The 14,883-nt window shown below is 74.9% G+C and carries 14 protein-coding genes and 1 pseudogene; 10 read left to right on the forward strand and 5 right to left on the reverse strand.

The window, feature by feature from the left end:
• Position 1: 1 nt before the first annotated feature.
• On the reverse strand, positions 2 to 1,282 hold the full coding sequence (locus EDF32_RS08760; RefSeq protein ID WP_123308161.1) for a maltose ABC transporter substrate-binding protein: 1,281 nt from the start codon (positions 1,280 to 1,282) through the stop codon (positions 2 to 4).
• Between the two features lie 304 nt (positions 1,283 to 1,586).
• Between EDF32_RS08760 and EDF32_RS08765 the strand changes: the two genes are divergently transcribed.
• The 5 genes from EDF32_RS08765 (at position 1,587) to EDF32_RS08785 (ending at position 7,213) form a co-directional block, all read left to right on the forward strand.
• Positions 1,587 to 3,269, forward strand: coding sequence for a glycoside hydrolase family 13 protein (locus tag EDF32_RS08765; protein WP_123308162.1), 1,683 nt, complete (start codon positions 1,587 to 1,589; stop codon positions 3,267 to 3,269).
• A 73-nt stretch (positions 3,270 to 3,342) separates the two neighbouring features.
• Entirely contained in the window at positions 3,343 to 4,362 is a 1,020-nt protein-coding gene (locus EDF32_RS08770; RefSeq protein ID WP_123308163.1) for a LacI family DNA-binding transcriptional regulator, read from the forward strand.
• 132 nt (positions 4,363 to 4,494) lie between these two features.
• On the forward strand, positions 4,495 to 5,049 hold the full coding sequence (locus tag EDF32_RS08775; RefSeq protein ID WP_233565822.1) for a peroxiredoxin: 555 nt from the start codon (positions 4,495 to 4,497) through the stop codon (positions 5,047 to 5,049).
• A 157-nt stretch (positions 5,050 to 5,206) separates the two neighbouring features.
• Positions 5,207 to 6,433, forward strand: coding sequence for an MFS transporter (locus tag EDF32_RS08780; RefSeq protein ID WP_123308165.1), 1,227 nt, complete (start codon positions 5,207 to 5,209; stop codon positions 6,431 to 6,433).
• A 126-nt stretch (positions 6,434 to 6,559) separates the two neighbouring features.
• Positions 6,560 to 7,213 (forward strand): DUF5701 family protein, encoded by a 654-nt coding sequence (locus EDF32_RS08785; RefSeq protein WP_123308166.1) that lies wholly within the window; start codon positions 6,560 to 6,562, stop codon positions 7,211 to 7,213.
• Between the two features lie 4 nt (positions 7,214 to 7,217).
• On the opposite strand, the gene EDF32_RS14690 is transcribed toward EDF32_RS08785, so the two are convergent.
• Positions 7,218 to 7,775, reverse strand: a complete 558-nt coding sequence (locus tag EDF32_RS14690) for an HAD family hydrolase (protein WP_370449950.1) — start codon at positions 7,773 to 7,775, stop codon at positions 7,218 to 7,220.
• Between the two features lie 426 nt (positions 7,776 to 8,201).
• On the opposite strand from EDF32_RS14690, the gene EDF32_RS14475 reads away from it, so the two are divergent.
• The gene (locus tag EDF32_RS14475) at positions 8,202 to 8,399 is read left to right on the forward strand and encodes a hypothetical protein (protein WP_148061583.1); all 198 of its coding nucleotides are present in this window, start codon (positions 8,202 to 8,204) and stop codon (positions 8,397 to 8,399) included.
• An 18-nt stretch (positions 8,400 to 8,417) separates the two neighbouring features.
• On the opposite strand, the gene EDF32_RS08795 is transcribed toward EDF32_RS14475, so the two are convergent.
• Both EDF32_RS08795 and EDF32_RS08800 read right to left on the reverse strand, forming a co-directional pair.
• Positions 8,418 to 9,311 carry an alpha/beta fold hydrolase gene (locus EDF32_RS08795; RefSeq protein WP_123308167.1) on the reverse strand — a complete coding sequence of 298 codons (894 nt, stop codon included), beginning with the start codon at positions 9,309 to 9,311 and terminating at the stop codon, positions 8,418 to 8,420.
• Between the two features lie 359 nt (positions 9,312 to 9,670).
• Positions 9,671 to 9,970, reverse strand: a complete 300-nt coding sequence (locus tag EDF32_RS08800) for a WhiB family transcriptional regulator (protein ID WP_123308168.1) — start codon at positions 9,968 to 9,970, stop codon at positions 9,671 to 9,673.
• Between the two features lie 201 nt (positions 9,971 to 10,171).
• On the opposite strand from EDF32_RS08800, the pseudogene EDF32_RS08805 reads away from it, so the two are divergent.
• Positions 10,172 to 10,759: pseudogene (locus EDF32_RS08805) on the forward strand (dienelactone hydrolase family protein); the annotation flags it as partial.
• A gap of 7 nt (positions 10,760 to 10,766) precedes the next feature.
• Complete coding sequence (locus EDF32_RS08810; RefSeq protein WP_123308170.1) at positions 10,767 to 11,837, forward strand: AI-2E family transporter; 1,071 nt, start codon at positions 10,767 to 10,769, stop codon at positions 11,835 to 11,837.
• Positions 11,838 to 11,846: 9 nt separating this feature from the next.
• Here EDF32_RS08810 and EDF32_RS08815 read toward each other — a convergent pair whose 3' ends face one another.
• Positions 11,847 to 12,497: a YitT family protein gene (locus EDF32_RS08815; protein ID WP_123308171.1), complete on the reverse strand. Its 651-nt coding sequence runs from the start codon at positions 12,495 to 12,497 to the stop codon at positions 11,847 to 11,849.
• 274 nt (positions 12,498 to 12,771) lie between these two features.
• Between EDF32_RS08815 and EDF32_RS08820 the strand changes: the two genes are divergently transcribed.
• Both EDF32_RS08820 and EDF32_RS08825 read left to right on the forward strand, forming a co-directional pair.
• Positions 12,772 to 13,215 (forward strand): YciI family protein, encoded by a 444-nt coding sequence (locus tag EDF32_RS08820; protein WP_123308172.1) that lies wholly within the window; start codon positions 12,772 to 12,774, stop codon positions 13,213 to 13,215.
• 50 nt (positions 13,216 to 13,265) lie between these two features.
• A complete protein-coding gene (locus EDF32_RS08825; RefSeq protein WP_158614077.1) occupies positions 13,266 to 14,855 on the forward strand; it encodes an NYN domain-containing protein in 1,590 nt (529 codons plus the stop codon).
• Positions 14,856 to 14,883 lie beyond the last annotated feature (28 nt).

Here is a 14,883-nt window from a genome sequence, read left to right on the forward strand (position 1 = left end):
GCTACTTGATCTTCGCCTCGATGTTGTCGGCGGCCTTGGTCCAGACCTGCGCCGGGTCGCCGTCGCCCTTGATGAGCTGCAGCTCCGCGCCGCCCCAGTCGGCCCAGACGGAGGCCATCTCGGGGATCGCGGGCATCGGGACGCCCGTGAGGCCGATGTCGCCGAACGCCTTGACGTCCGGGTCGGACGCGGCGACGTCGTCGTAGGCCGCGGTCAGCGCCGGCGGGCGGCCGCCGACGTCGAACAGGGCCTCCTGGGCGTCCTTGGTGCTGAGGTAGTCGACGAGGAACTTCGTCGCCGCGACCTTGTTCTTGCTCTGGGAGCTGATGAAGAAGGCGTTGACGCCCACGAACGGCTGCGCCGGCTGACCGCCCGCGGAGGGCAGCGGGTCGATCGCGTACTTGATGCCGGCCTCCTTGATGGCCGGGACGTTCCACGGGCCCGTCAGGTAGTACGGCGACTGGCCCTTCGTGAAGGCGTCGATCGCGATGTCGCCGGTGATGTTGGCGTTGAGCACGCCCTCCTCGCCCCACGTCTTGACGGCGGCGGCGAACTTCTGGCCGGCGTCGTCCCCGAGGGTGAGCTTGCTCGCGTCGTACGTGCCGTCGTCGTTCTGGGCGAAGACGGACGAGCCGAACGACGTCTGCAGCGGGTACATGTGGTACGGGTCGCCCTGCTTCGGGTCGAGCCCCAGCAGGAACGGGTACTTGACCTTCGCGTCGGCCTTGACGGCCGCCTGGCCGTTGGCGACCACGTCGTCGAAGCTGGTCGCCGGCTCCGTGACGAGGGCCGTGTTGCGCAGCAGCGCCACGTTCTCGATGGAGTACGGCAGGCCGTAGACGTCGCCGTCGTAGGTGACGGCCTGGATCGCGGCGTCCGCGAACTCCGAGGCCTTGTCGCCGAGCTCGAGCGGCGCGACGACGCCGTTCTGCACGTACGCGCCCAGCTTGTCGTGCGGGCTGACGATCATGTCCGGGCCCTTGCCCGTGGGGACCTGGCTGATGAAGTCCTGGTCGACGGTCGTGAAGTCCTTGACGACCATCTTCACCTCGATGCCCGTGTCCTGCTTGAACTTGTCGGCGATCGGCTTCAGCGCGGGCGCGCGCTCGGCGTCCAGCCAGATCGTGATCGAGCCGCCGGCCGCGGGGGCCGAGGCCGACCCGCTCGCGTCGGACGACGCGGCGTCCGACGACGAGGAGGAGCAGCCGGTCAGCGTGGTCACGGCCGCGAGCGCAGCGATCGCTGCGACCCCCGACCACGAGCGTCGTCTGGTCACCTTCATTGGTGTGCCTTCCTGGTGTGGCGGGAACGGATCCGCCGGCGCGTCGGCCGGGAGGTCGTTCTCCCTGGTGCGAGTGGGACATGTATAGCAAGCGCTTCCAGGCGGCGCAAGGGTCATGTGACCGCGAGTTTCGCTTGTTATCGCAACGTGTCCTCGAGGATCGGCGCAACCCTCCAAGAGCGCTGGATCCCGGTTTCCCGGAGATTTATGGAATCGCTTCCAGTTGTGGGCTACGCTCGCCCCGCTTCATCGCGGAGGTGCCCGACGCACGTCCGCCACCACGGACGACCAAGGAAGCTCACTCGTGACGACACTCGACCGCACGCCCCCCGCGCCCGCCCGCACGGCCACCGAGTGGTGGCGGCACGCCGTGATCTACCAGGTCTACCCGCGCTCGTTCGCGGACGCGGACGGCGACGGCGTCGGCGACCTGCGCGGCATCACCGGTCGCCTGCCCGCGCTGCGCGACCTCGGGGTCGACGCCGTGTGGCTCTCGCCGTTCTTCACCTCGCCCCAGCGCGACGCCGGCTACGACGTCAGCGACTACTGCGACGTCGACCCCGTCTTCGGCACGCTCGCCGACTTCGACGCGCTGCTGCGCGCGGCGCACGGGCTGGGGCTGCGCGTCGTCGTCGACCTGGTCCCCAACCACACCTCCACCGAGCACGCCTGGTTCCGGGCGGCGCTCGCGGCCCCGGAGGGCTCCGCCGAGCGCGGGCACTACGTCTTCCGCGACGGCACCGGCCCCGGCGGCGACCTGCCGCCGAACAACTGGCAGTCGGTGTTCGGCGGCCCCGCGTGGTCCCGCGTCGCGCACCCCGACGGGACCCCCGGCCAGTGGTACCTGCACCTGTTCGACTCCTCGCAGCCCGACCTCGACTGGCAGGACCCCTGGGTGCGCGAGCAGTTCCGCGACGTCCTGCGGTTCTGGCTCGACCGCGGCGTCGACGGGTTCCGCATCGACGTCGCCCACGGCATGGTCAAGGCGCCCGGCCTGCCCGACCACGTGCCGGCGCCGGACGCCGGGAGCATGGGCGGGGACGCCGGCCAGGACACCCCGCCGTACTGGGCCCAGGAGGGCGTCCACGAGATCTTCCGCGACTGGCGCGAGCTCGTGGAGACCTACGACGGCGAGCGGGCGCTGTGCGGCGAGGCCTGGGTGACGCCGATGAGCAGGCTGGCCCGCTACGTGCGGCCCGACGAGCTGCACCAGACGTTCAACTTCGCCTACCTCGAGACGCCGTGGTCGGCGCCCGCGCTGCGGGCCGTCGTCGACGGGTCGCTGGCGAGCTTCGCCGCCGTCGGCGCGCCGAGCACGTGGGTGCTGTCCAACCACGACGTCGTGCGGCACGCGAGCCGCCTCGCCCTGACGTTCGACAACCCGCAGGGCGCCGGCATCGGCCCCGCGAGCCCCGCCCTCCCCGACGAGCAGCTCGGGCTGCGCCGCGCCCGCGCCGCCAGCGCGCTCATGCTCGCCCTGCCCGGCTCGGCGTACGTCTACCAGGGCGAGGAGCTCGGGCTCCCCGAGGCCGTCGACCTGCCCGACGACGCCCGCCAGGACCCCACGTGGTTCCGCACCGGCGGCGAGCGCTACGGCCGCGACGGGTGCCGCGTGCCGCTGCCCTGGGAGGCGGACGCGCCCGGGTTCGGCTTCGGGCCCACCGGCGCGAGCTGGCTCCCCCAGCCCGCCGGCTGGTCGCGGCTCGCCCGTGACGTGCAGGCCGCCGACCCGGCCTCGACCCTGAACCTCTACCGGACGCTGCTCGCCGCCCGCGCCGCGCGCGGGCTCGGCACCGGCGCTGTCGAGTGGCTCGACGGCTGGCCCGACGACGTCGTCGCGCTGCGCAACGGCGACGTGACGGTCGTCGCGAACCTGGGCGACGGCGTCGTCCCCCTGCCCGACGGCGCGCTGCTCGCCGCGAGCGGGCCCCTCGCCGGCGGCGGCGTGCCCACCGACACCACCGTCTGGGTCGCGGCGCGCGGCTAGTACGATCCGCCCAGCGCGCCGGGACGGGCGGGACGGAGCGGGGAACCGGGCGGGACCGTAGGACGAGGGAGCCATGGCCAGCATCAAGGACGTCGCCCGGGAGGCCGGGGTCTCCGAGGCGACCGTCTCGCGCGCGCTCAGCGGCAACGGGCACGTCTCGGCCGCGACCCGGCGGCGCGTCGCGGAGGCCGCGCAGATGCTCGGCTACGTCGCCTCGTCCAGCGCGTCGAGCCTCGCGTCGGGCCGCACCCGCAACGTCGGGATCGTCGTGCCGTTCCTCGACCGCTGGTACTTCTCGGCCGTCATCGAGGGCGCGCAGCAGGAGCTCATGCGGCACGGGTACGACCTGACGCTGTACAACCTCGGGCAGGACCCCGCGTCGCGGCGCAGCGTGTTCGAGCAGTTCCTGCTCCGCCAGCGCGTGGACGCCGTGATCGCCGTCGCGCTCGAGCTCACCGACCAGGAGGTGCAGAGCCTGCACGCCCTGCACAAGCCGCTCGTCGGCGTCGGCGGGCCGCTCGAGGGCGTGCGGACCCTGTCGATCGACAACCAGGTCGTCGCCGGCCTGACCACCGGGCACCTCGTGGCGCTGGGGCACACGCGGATCGCCTACCTCGGCGGCTCGCTCGAGGACGACGGCGCGTTCGGCCTGAACCTGAGCCGGCGGCTCGGCTTCACGCACGCCATGGAGGCGGCCGGCCTGCACGCGCCGACGCGCTACTACCGGGCCGCCGACTACACGATCGACACCGGGTACAGCGCCGCGAAGCAGCTGCTCGGCGACCCGGCCGGGCGGCCGACGGCGATCGTCGCCGGCTCGGACGAGATGGCGATCGGCGCCGTCCTCGCCGCGCGCGACCTCGGCATGGTGGTGCCGCGCGACGTGTCCATCACGGGCATCGACGACCACGAGCTCGCCGCGTTCTTCGGGCTCACGACCGTGGCGCAGTTCCCGCGGGGCCAGGGCCGGCTGGCGGTGCGGCTGCTCATGGAGGACCTGCACCCCGGGGAGCAGGAGGACGAGCTCCCGGGCCACGGGCTGCCGGTCGAGCTGATCGTACGGGGCTCGACGGCCCGCCCGCCGCAGGACTGACGCGCCCGCCGGTCCGCCCGCCCGCCGGTCCGCCCGCCCGCCCGCCGAGATGTCGAATTCGGCCCCTCGATTCGAAGAATCAGGGGCCGAATTCGACGTCTCGGCGGTCTGGGGTGCGCGAGACTGAGCGCCGTGCCCCCGACCCCCGCGACGCCGCCGACCCCCGTGGACGACGGCGCGACCGACCACCTGCGCGGCGCGCTCCTGCCCGCGATCACCCTCCCCGCGACGGACGGCACGAGCGTCCCGCTCGACCGCCTCGGCCCGGGACGCGTCGTCGTCTACGCGTACCCCCTGACGTCGCGCCCAGGGACGCCGCCGCCCGACGGCTGGGACTCGATCCCCGGCGCCCGGGGCTGCACGCCCGAGGCCTGCGCGTTCCGCGACCACCATCGCGACCTGCTCGCCGCCGGCGCCACCGCGGTCCACGGGCTCTCGACCCAGCCGACGGACTACCAGCGCGAGGTCGTCGATCGCCTCCACCTGCCGTTCTCGATGCTGTCGGACGACGGCGGCCGGCTCACCGCGGCCCTCGACCTCCCGACGTTCGACGCCGGGGGCGAGCGCCTGCTGCGCCGGTTCACGCTCGTGGTGCGCGACGGCGTCGTCGAGCACGTGTTCTACCCCGTGTTCCCGCCCGACGCGCACGCCGAGCAGGTGCTCGCGTGGCTGCGCGAGCACCCCTGACCGCCCCCACCCGCCGAGCCGTCGAACTCCGCCCCCAGATTCGAAGAATCGGGGGCGGAATTCGACGTCTCGGCGGAACGGCGGGCTCCCGCCAGCCGCACCCCCGCGCGGATCGTAACGATTCGACCGCGCCTCACCGGACCGGTACGGTCGTGCCATGAGCTCAGCCACGCCGTCGGCGGCGACGACGACGCGACCGACCCTGGCGGACCGCCGCGCGCGCATCGCCGTCGCGGCCCTGTTCTTCACCAACGGCGCGATCTTCGCGAACATCCTGCCGCGCTACCCCGGGATCAAGACCGAGTTCGCCCTCTCCAACACCCTGTACGGCGTGGCGATCGCCGCGTTCCCGGCGGGCGCGCTCGTGGCGGGCCTCGCCGCGGGCGCCGCGATCCGCCGGTTCCGCTCCTCGCGCGTCGCGGTCGCCGGGACCCTGGTCACGAGCGCCGGCGTGCTGCTGGCGGGCATCGCCCCGACCTGGTGGGCATTCTCGATCGCCCTGTTCGTCGCAGGCGCGGCCGACGCGATGACCGACGTCGGCCAGAACGCCCACGGGCTGCGCGTCCAGCGCCGCTACGGCCGCTCGATCATCAACTCCTTCCACGCCGTCTGGAGCATCGGCGCGGTGACCGGCGGCCTCATGGGCGCCGCCGCCGTCGCGGCCGACTTCCCCCGCGGCGTCCACCTCGGCATCTCGGCCGTCCTGTTCAGCGCCGTCGCCCTCGCCTGCTACCGCTTCCTGCTGCCCGGCCCGGAGCGGGACGTCCTGCCCGACGGCGAGGTGCACGTCGCGCGCAGCCGCTGGGCCGGGGCGTCGCCCACCACGCGCACGCTCGTGCTCGTGGCGCTCGTGCTCGTCGCGACCTGCGGCACCCTCGTCGAGGACTCCGGCTCCTCCTGGGCGGCGGTCTACCTGCACGGCGACCTCGGGGCCGCCGCGGCCGTCGCCGCCTTCGGGTACGTCGCGATGATGAGCGCGCAGTTCGTCGGCCGCGCCGTCGGCGACCGCCTCGTGGACCGCTACGGCCAGCGCGCCGTGGCGCGCGCCGGCGGCGCCCTGATCTTCGTGGGCATGGGCCTCGCGCTCGCGCTGCCCACGATCCCCGGGACGATCGCCGGGTTCGCCGCCGCGGGGCTCGGCACGGCCACGCTCGTGCCCGCCGCGATGCACGAGGCCGACGAGCTGCCCGGCCTGCGCCCCGGCACCGGCCTCGCGGTGGTGAGCTGGCTGATGCGGGTCGGCTTCCTCGTCTCGCCGCCGCTGGTCGGGCTGATCGCGGACGCGACGAGCCTGCGCGTGGGCCTGCTCGTCGTGCCCCTGTGCGGCCTGCTGGTGGTGGGCCTGTCCCAGGTCCTCGAGGGACGCCGTCGGGCCGTCGCCTGACGGATCCGGGGACCGAGCGTCACGTTCCGCGGCCGCGCGTCGTCCGCACGGCCGCCGAACGTGACACTCGCCGGAATAGGAGCCGCGCGCCGGCGCGTTCTCCCCCTCCCCCACCCCAGGAGCCCCGTGACCACGTCCGACGCCGTCCCCGCCCTTCCCGCGCTCCTCGACCAGGCGGAGCGCCTGATCGAGCTCGGGGTGCCAACCCTCGCGGGACTCGACCCCGACGCGCTGCGCCAGGCCGCCGCCGCGCTCACCGTCGCGGACCCGACCGTGCCGGCGCTGCTCGCCGTCGACCCGGCGCTCGCGCCGCCGTCGGCCCTCGCGCCCCTGCTCCGGCTCGGCGAGAAGCCCGGCTTCGTCGTGGTCGACATGACCGACGTCGACCGGTTCGCCCCGGTCCAGGGCCTCACCCTTCCGGGCAGCCCGGTCTACGCGGTCGACCTTCCCGACCGCGGGGACGAGATGGCGGGCTGGTCGCCGGACGAGGCGCTGCCCGCGATCTCCGGCGCGGGGCGCACGCCGCTCACGCTCGCGGAAGGGATCCACTGGGCGCTGCAGGCGCCCGCGGTCGTCGAGCGCAACCACTGCTACATGACGATCGGCTCGCGCGTGCGCAGGCCGGACGGCCGGCTCGACGCCCGGACACCGGCCCTGTGGATCTCCAACGGCACGGGCCGCGACGGTCGCGAGAACCGCGGCGCGCCGAAGGTCGGCTGGTGCTGGGCGGGCAACCGGCACACGTGGCTCGGGTTCGCCTCGGGGGCCGGTCGGCGGTAGCGGGTCAGCGCAAGCGTTCGGCGAGGTCGGTCACGGACGCGACCCGCAGGTCCGGGGGCGTGAAGCACCCGGGGTAGTGGCCGCCGCTGCGGTCGATCCAGGCCGTGGCGAGACCGGCACGCGCTGCCCCGTCGATGTCCCAGGGATGGACGGCGACGAGCATCGCCTGCGCCGCGTCGACACCGCACGCCTCGACCCCATAGGCGTACGCCTCGGGCGCGGGCTTCCAGCGCCTCGCGTCCTCCACCGACAGCAGGCGCTCGAAGTGCTCGCGGACGCCGGCCCGGCCCAGGAGCGAGTCCGCGACGGAGTCGAGCCGTTGGTGAGCGTGGCCAGCCGGAGGCCGAGGCCGCTGAGCGCCCTGATCCCGTCCGGCACGTCGTCGTGCACGGGGAGCCCGGCGAACCCGTCCATGATCCACGCGACCGCGTCGTCGACCCCGCGGTCCAGCGGCACGGGGGCCAGGACGGCCCGCAGCCCCTCCGCGGCGACGTGCGCGAACGTGTCCTCGGTGCCGGCCGCCGCGAGCGCGAAACCGTCGCGCAGCAGTCCGGCGAACCACGAGGTGGCGAGGTGGGCCGGAGCACCGACGTCCTCGAACCGTCGCGCCATGGGCGACATGTCCGAGAGCGTCTCGTTGACGTCGAAGATCAGCAGGTCAGGCATGACCGCCACGGTAGTTCGGGGGACGCCGCACGCACCCTCGGCGCTCGACCACGGCGGCCCGCGTGTCCGAGGCCGGCGGTACCTTCCGAGCTGTCGGGAGGAGGTCGTGGTGGACACGGGAAACTGGATCGCGCTCGGATTCCGGTCCCTCGCGCAGAGGCCGACCGGCGCGCGGAGCGGTGGCGGCGGACGCAGTGGGCCGCGGACCGGAGGAGGCGCGACTCATCGCCGCACTCTCCGCCGCGAGTCTGGTCGACCTCGTGCCGTCGGAGCACCATGGAACCCGAGAGACCCGATCGACACCCGAGGGAGGCGAGGAACGATGAGCGCGACGACTCCCGAGACACGCTTTCTCCGGCAGGTGACCGGCACCGACATCATCGCCGCCCGCCTCAAGGTGCGCGCCGATGCGACGCTCGGGCAGGACACGCCCGCCTGGGTGGACGAGGTCGCGGCGATGACGCTCGACGACGGCACGACCTTCGACCCCGAGGTCGAGCGCCGGGCAGCCCGCTGCTGACGACTGCTTCCGGTCAGGTCAGCTGTCCCGGTCGACCGCGTCGACCAGCCCGCGCACGAGCCGCGCGAACTCCTCCGCCCGCTCGATCTGCGGCATGTGCCCCGTCTGCGCGAACACATGGGTCTGCGCCCACGGGAACGCGCGCCGGGCCTCCGCCAGGCCGGACACGGGCAGGATCAGGTCCCGTTCGCCCCAGACCACGAGCGTCGGCAGCTCGAGCCGCGCCACCCGCCCGAGCAGCTCGCGCCGCCACGGCCCCCGCACGCCGAACGCCGTCCCGAGCTCCCCGGCCGCCTCCGCGAACACCCGCAGCCGCTCCGGCCGCACGGCCACGGCCGCCGCGTGCGCGAGGCGCTCGTCGGTCACCAGCGCCGGGTCCACGAACAGCGACCGCTCGGTCCGGCGCAGCGTCTGCGCGTCCGAGCGAGAGAGCAGCCACCGCCCCACGCCCGGGACCGCCACCGCGCGCAGCGCCGGCGTCACGCCGCGGCTGAACCCCGCCGGGTCCGCCAGCACCAGGCTCGCGGCCCGCCCCGGGGCGTCCGCCGCCGCCCGCATGACCACGGCACCGCCGAGCGAGTTGCCCACCAGGTGCGCGGGCCGCTCCTCCCCGAGCGCGTCGAGCGCGCCCCAGAGCGCCGCGGCCGACGACCCCAGCGAGACCGGCCCGTCGGGCGCCTGCGAGAACCCGAACCCCGGCAGGTCGAGGCTGATCACCCGGTGCCCGTCCGCGAGCAGCGCGTGCTGGGCGTCCCAGTCCGCGAGGCTGCGCCCGATCCCGTGCACCAGCACGACCGGCGACCCGCTCGCGTCGCCCGTCTCGCGAACGCGTACCTCGCGTGCGTGCACGACGACGGTCCGCTCCCCCGCGGCGACCGGGCGGTCCTGGAGTCCTCGATCGTCGAGGTGCATGCGACGCTCCGTCCGTCCGGGAGTCTGTGGTCGGCGTCACCTGGGCCGCCGGTTCGTGCCCGCCCGGGACGGTACGCCGGTCGCCGGCAACACGCCAGGACGGGTGCGCCGCGTCCGCCGAGAAGTGGGGGGGGGGGGCGGGGGGGGGGGGGGACGGGGGGGGGGGGGGGGGGGGGGGGGGGGGGGGGGGCCGCCGGGGGGGGCCCCCCGGGCCCCCCCCCCCGCCCCCCGCCCCCCGCCCCCCGCCCCCCCCGGCCCCCCCCCCCCACTTCTCGGCGGGGTGGGCGGGCTCCGCGGGGTGGGCGGGCTCGGCGGGGTGGGCGGGCTCCGCGGGGTGGGCGGGCTCGGCGGAGCGGACGTCAGGCCGCCGACGCCCGGCGCAGCCGCCGCGCCACCGCCCGGCGCTCCGCCACGGTCCGCCCGCCCCAGACCCCGCCCTCGCGCGTGTGCGCGAGGCCGAACCGGTCGCACTCCTCGAGCGCCGGGCAGCCCTGGCAGCGCGCCGCCGCCACCGCCTGCTCGGCCGGGTCCTCCGAGATCCAGATCACCGAGCTCCGCACGGGCGCGGCCCGGCAGGGGATGCGCGCCCCGCCGCCCTCCAGGCGGTCCAGCGTCCGCATCAGCGCGGCGTGGTCGTGCTCGAGCTCGTCGTCGGTCATCGCGGCCTCCTCGCGTCGGGGCTCGACCTGGGTTCGGAGCCGACCCCCCGGCCGGATGCATGCTGTGACGATCGTCACGACATCGCCCCGGCGCCCGACACCGCCCCGCCGACGTCCCGTGCTGTCGCCGCGGCCCGCGCCGGGCTACGGTGACCCGAGGCGAGACCGCACCCGCGCGCGCCGTCCGCAGGACCACCCGAGGAGCGACCCGTGACCACCGTCGTGCTGTTCCACCACGCGCAGGGCCTCACCGACGGCGTCAAGGCCTTCGCCGAGCGCCTGCGCGGCGCCGGGCACACCGTGACCACCCCGGACCTGTACGACGGCGAGACGTTCGAGGACCTCGAGGAGGGCATCGACCACGCCGGCCGCATCGGGTTCGCGACGATCGCCGACCGCGGGCGCGCGGCCGCGGACGACCTGCCCGACGACGTCGTCTACGCCGGCTTCTCGCTCGGCGCGATGCCCGCGCAGATCCTCGCGCAGACGACGCCCGGCGCGAAGGGCGCGATCCTCCTCTCGGGCTGCATCACGCCGTCGGAGCTCGGTTCCGAGTGGCCCGTCGACCTGCCGGTGCAGATCCACGGCGCCGAGGAGGACGAGCTGTTCGTCGACGCGGGCGACCTCGACGCCGCCCGCGCGATCGTCGACGCCGTCCCGGTCGCCGAGCTCTACCTCTACCCGGGCTCGGGCCACCTGTTCGCCGACGACAGCCTGCCGGAGTACGACGAGGAGTCGGCCGTGCTCCTCGAGGAGCGCGTGCTGCGGTTCCTGGACGACGTGGCCTGATCCCCCGATGACCTCATCACCGGGGGCGGGCCCGGCGCCGTCGACCAGGCCCCTGCAGCGGGCGGGCCGCGCGGCGTGGGCGCTCGTCGGGATCGCCGCCGCGACGGTCGTCGGGTACGTCGCGCTCGCCGCGGTGTCCGGGCTCGTGGTGCCGCTCGTCGTCGCGGCCGTCCTCGGCATCCTCCTGCACCCCGCGGTCGACGCGATGGAGCGCCACCGGGTGCCGCGCGGTGCCGGGGCGCTCGTCGTCCTCGTGGGCATCGCCGCCGTCCTCGCGCTCGCGGTCTGGCTCACGGTCGCCGGCATCGCCGACCAGGGCGCCGAGATCGCCGACCGCCTCACCACCGGGCTGGACCAGCTCGAGTCGCAGGTCACGGGGCTCGACCTCGGCACGGTCGACGTCGGCGGCACGGTGACCAGCATGATCGGCGGGATCGCGGGCTGGTTCGGCAGCGCGTTCTCGAGCGCGACGGCGTTCCTCGTCGGGACCTTCGTGGCGGCGTTCTTCCTCTACTTCGTGCTCGTCGACTGGGCGGGCCTGCGCCGGTGGGTGGCGGGAAAGGTCGGCGTCGCCTCCACACCCGGCGAGGTCGTGGTCGACGAGGCGGCGACGACGCTGAGCCGGTACTTCGGGGCGATCACCACGTCCAGCGCGCTGACCGCGGTGCTCATCGGCGTCGCCGCGGCGGTCCTCGACGTCCCGCTCGTCGTGGCGATCGCTCTCGTCACGTTCGTGACGTCCTACATCCCCTACCTCGGCGCGATCTTCTCCGGCGCCTTCGCCGTGCTCATCGCCCTCGGCTCGCAGGGCACGGCCGACGCGGTGATCCTGCTCGCCGTCATCCTCGTCGTGCAGAACGTCGTCCAGACGCTCGTGCTCACGAAGCTCACCTCGGACCGGCTGCGGCTGCACCCCATCGTCAACCTGGGCTCGACGATCGTCGGCGCGGCGGTCGCCGGGCTGCTCGGCGCGATGCTCTCCGCGCCGGTCACCGTGATCCTGCTCGACGTGGTGCGGCACGGCCGGGGCGACACGACGGCGTCGGACGACGTCGTGCCGGAGACGAAGGCCTCGTAGCGACCGTGCTCAGTGCCCCGTGTACCGCCCCGGCCGGTGGTTCAGCGCGAGGACCAGGTTGAGCAGCACCGCGCCGCACGCCGAGAGCAGCACCGTCGAGGGCGGCACGACCGCGAACGCCGCGAGCACCACGCAGGCGTCCAGGACCATCTGCACGTACCCCGCGCGCCACCCGACCGTGTCCTGCAGCACGAGCGCGAGGATCCCGAACCCCCCGACGCTCGAGCGGTGCCGGAAGAGGATGAGCAGCCCGATGCCGGCGAGCACGTTCCCCGCGAGCACCCCGTAGACGGCATCGACGTGCGTCGCGCCGAACATCGCCGGGTGCAGCGCGCTGAGCGCCGAGACGATCACGATCGACAGGCCCGTGCGGATCGTGAAGTCCCAGCCCTTCTTCCAGATCGCGAGCACGAAGAAAGGCAGGTTCACGACGACGAAGAGCACCCCGAAAGGGACGTCCACCGCGTACCCGAGCAGCAGCGCCAGGCCTGCGGTCCCGCCGGTGACGGCGCCGACCGACCCGAGCAGGTACAGCCCGAGCGAGACGACGAACGTGCCCGTGAGGATCCCCAGCACGTCCTCGGGGAGCGAGTGGCGGACGCCGTCGGGCGGCGAGGGGGCCGGTCGCGGAGCGGGGGTCTCGGGGCGCGGGTCGGTCATCGGGCTTCCCTCCGGGGTGGTGACGGGAACGGTGCGCCGCCCGGGGGTGGTGGACGACGGCGGTCATCCTCACACGCGCGTGCTACCAGCACGTTTCGCGCGGGGCCGGGCCGGGCGCCCTACGCTGACCGGAACCACCGTCGAGCAGACCCACCCCTGACGAGAGCAGCGCGGCCCGACCTGTCGAGATCGGCCGACGCCGTTCGTCGTCCCCATGAGCGGCCGACCGGCCGCCACCCAGGCGCCGGCCCGACCGGCCCGACCGAGGAGCGACATGACCAGGTACCTGCTCGCCGTGAACTTCCAGCCCGGCGTGATCGACACCCCGATGGACCGGTGGGAGCCCGCGGAGGTCCAGGCCCACCTCGACCACTACACCGCGCTGAACGACGAGCTCCGGGCCTCCGGCGAGCTCGTCGGGGGAGAGATCCTCGCGGGGCCGGACGTGGCGAAGATCGTGACGAGCGACGGCGGCGCGCCGATGGTCACGGCCGGCCCGTTCGCGGAGATCGCGGAGTGGGTCGCCGGCTACCAGATCGTCGAGGTCCCGTCCGAGGCGCGGGCCCTCGAGATCGCCGCGCGCGTCTCGGCCGTGCCAGGGCCCGGGGGCGTGCCCCTGCAGCAGCCGGTCGTCGTGCGGGAGATCGTCGAGGACAGCCCGTCGGACCCCGAGACGATGGGCAGCTATCTCGAGCAGGTGCGCGGCGCGCAGGCCTGACCGTCCGGGCGAGATGGCCCCCGCCGCCCGGACCGAGGATGATGGCGCACGTGACTTCCCCCAGCACGTCCCCCTCGGGCGCCACCGAGACCACCCGCCACCTGCGCGCAGCGATGTTCGTCGACTTCGACAACGTCTACATCGGCCTGCGCCGCCTCGACCCCGCCGCCGCGGAGGCCTTCGCGAGCGACCCCGGCCACTGGCTGTCGGAGCTCGAGACCGGCAGCGACGCGGACGGCGACTTCACGCGGCGGTTCCTCGTGCGCTCCTGCTACCTCAACCCGTCGGTGTTCTCGCAGTTCCGGCCCAACTTCACGCGCGCCGGCTTCCAGGTCGTCGACTGCCCGTCGCTGACCCAGCAGGGCAAGTCGAGCGCCGACATCAACCTCGTGCTCGACGCCGTCGACGCCCTCGCGGCCCAGACCCGCTACGAGGAGATCGTCATCGTCTCCGCCGACGCCGATTTCACGCCCCTCGCCCAGCGCTGCCGGGCCGACGACCGCCGCGTCACGATCATCACCGCGAGCCCCGCCGCCAGCGCCTACCGCGCCGTCGCGGACACGGTCATCACGGCCGACGACCTCGCCGAGCTCGTCACCGGCGCCTCCACGGACGGCGACGACGAGCACCACGCCCCCGCGCCCGCCCCCGCGCAGGCACCGTCCCGCTCGCGCGGTGGCCGGGGCCGCCGGTCGGGGACGACGACGTCGGCCGGCACCTCCGCCGCGGGTGCCACCGGCGCGTCCGCGGGCACAGCCGCCGCCGAGACCGGCGACGTCCTCGACGCCACGGAGACCCTCGAGGCCACGGAGGCCGCCGAGGCGAGCGGGACCGCCGGGGCCACCACGACGCCGTCGGGCACCGCGAGCAAGCCCAAGACGTCCCGGGCCAGCGGCTCCCGCAGCCGCAAGGCGTCGGGGACCGGCCCGCTCGAGCCGTCCGAGATCGTGGTGCCCGAGCGCGCCGCCCCGCCGAAGGCGACCGCTCCCCCGGCCGCGCCCCTGAGCCCCGTGGCGCGCCGCGCCGTCCTCAAGCGGGTGCTGTCCGCGGACCGCCCGCTCACGCTCGGCTCCGTCGCGCAGGCGGCGCAGAAGGCCGACCCGTCGGTGGCGGACGACAGCTGGGGCGGCACCGGCGGCTTCGCGGCGTGGCTGGCGCAGGAGGTGCCCGAGGTCGGGGCGTCCTCGCGGCCGCCGGGCCACGTGTGGGACGCCAAGCGCTTCGGCGAGGCCGACCTGCCCGGCGCGGCCGTCGCCGACACGGACCCGAGCGCCCTGCAGCGCCAGGTCATCAACGTCACCGACGTCCCGGGCCTCAGCGCGGAGAACTACCGCGCCCTGCTGACCACGCTGGCCGACGACGTCGCCGCGCACCCCTTCGAGCGCGCCGCCACCTCGCGCCGCGTGCGCAACGCCTGCCAGGACGCGGGCGTGCCGGTCGGACGCTCGACGGTCAACTTCGTCATCTCCGGGATCCTCTACGGCGGCACCGAGCTGGGCGACAGCCCGAGCGCCGCCGACCTCGCCGCCGCGTTCGCGGACAACGTCGTGGGCCTGTGCCGCGGCGCCCGCATGGAGCTCACGCCGGGCGACGTCGCGGCGCTGCGCGCCTGGGTGGGCGGCGGGCTGATCGAGGACTGAGCCGCGGCCGGCCCGGGCGTGCCCGCGC

The organism is Cellulomonas sp. PhB143 (assembly GCF_003752595.1).
Classification (GTDB): Bacteria; Actinomycetota; Actinomycetes; order Actinomycetales; family Cellulomonadaceae; genus Paraoerskovia.

Bases quoted from the DNA above. Each gene is read 5' to 3' on its own strand.
- EDF32_RS08760 (WP_123308161.1), bottom strand. From the start codon at position 1,282: ATGAAGGTGACCAGACGACGCTCGTGGTCGGGGGTCGCAGCGATCGCT.
- EDF32_RS08780 (WP_123308165.1), top strand. From the start codon at position 5,207: ATGAGCTCAGCCACGCCGTCGGCGGCGACGACGACGCGACCGACCCTG.
- EDF32_RS08795 (WP_123308167.1), bottom strand. From the start codon at position 9,311: ATGCACCTCGACGATCGAGGACTCCAGGACCGCCCGGTCGCCGCGGGG.
- EDF32_RS08770 (WP_123308163.1), top strand. From the start codon at position 3,343: ATGGCCAGCATCAAGGACGTCGCCCGGGAGGCCGGGGTCTCCGAGGCG.
- EDF32_RS08820 (WP_123308172.1), top strand. From the start codon at position 12,772: ATGACCAGGTACCTGCTCGCCGTGAACTTCCAGCCCGGCGTGATCGAC.
- EDF32_RS14475 (WP_148061583.1), top strand. From the start codon at position 8,202: ATGAGCGCGACGACTCCCGAGACACGCTTTCTCCGGCAGGTGACCGGC.
- EDF32_RS08815 (WP_123308171.1), bottom strand. From the start codon at position 12,497: ATGACCGACCCGCGCCCCGAGACCCCCGCTCCGCGACCGGCCCCCTCG.
- EDF32_RS08800 (WP_123308168.1), bottom strand. From the start codon at position 9,970: ATGACCGACGACGAGCTCGAGCACGACCACGCCGCGCTGATGCGGACG.
- EDF32_RS08810 (WP_123308170.1), top strand. From the start codon at position 10,767: ATGACCTCATCACCGGGGGCGGGCCCGGCGCCGTCGACCAGGCCCCTG.